Raw genomic sequence first — 253 nt, 5'->3', positions numbered from 1 at the left:
CCTGTAATTACTTACATTGTTACTGACGGTGCAGGTGATACACAGAGCTCTACACTAACAATTTCAGTGACACCAGTGTCTGATCTAAGTGATGATAGTGAAACTGTTTCTGTTGCAGAAGACACAACCGCCACGGGCAATGTCCTCGATAATGCAGAAAGTGCAGATGGACCATTAACTGTCACCAGTTTTACTGTTGGTGGAAATACGTACAATGCAGGTGATACGGTTACCCTTGCTGAAGGTGAACTCA

Annotated in this window: 1 protein-coding gene; it reads left to right on the top strand. The window is 43.9% G+C overall.

Annotation, left to right across the window (positions count from 1 at the left end; all coding sequences use genetic code 11):
• Window positions 1-253 (top strand): hypothetical protein (locus H4J67_RS20180; protein ID WP_220471685.1); only part of this gene is annotated, 253 nt, incomplete at both ends.

The sequence above is a fragment of the Colwellia sp. BRX10-4 genome (assembly GCF_014077465.1).
Classification (GTDB): Bacteria; Pseudomonadota; Gammaproteobacteria; order Enterobacterales; family Alteromonadaceae; genus Colwellia_A.
The sequence above is the reverse complement of the archived record's forward strand: the minus strand, read 5'-3'. Positions and strand labels throughout refer to the sequence as shown.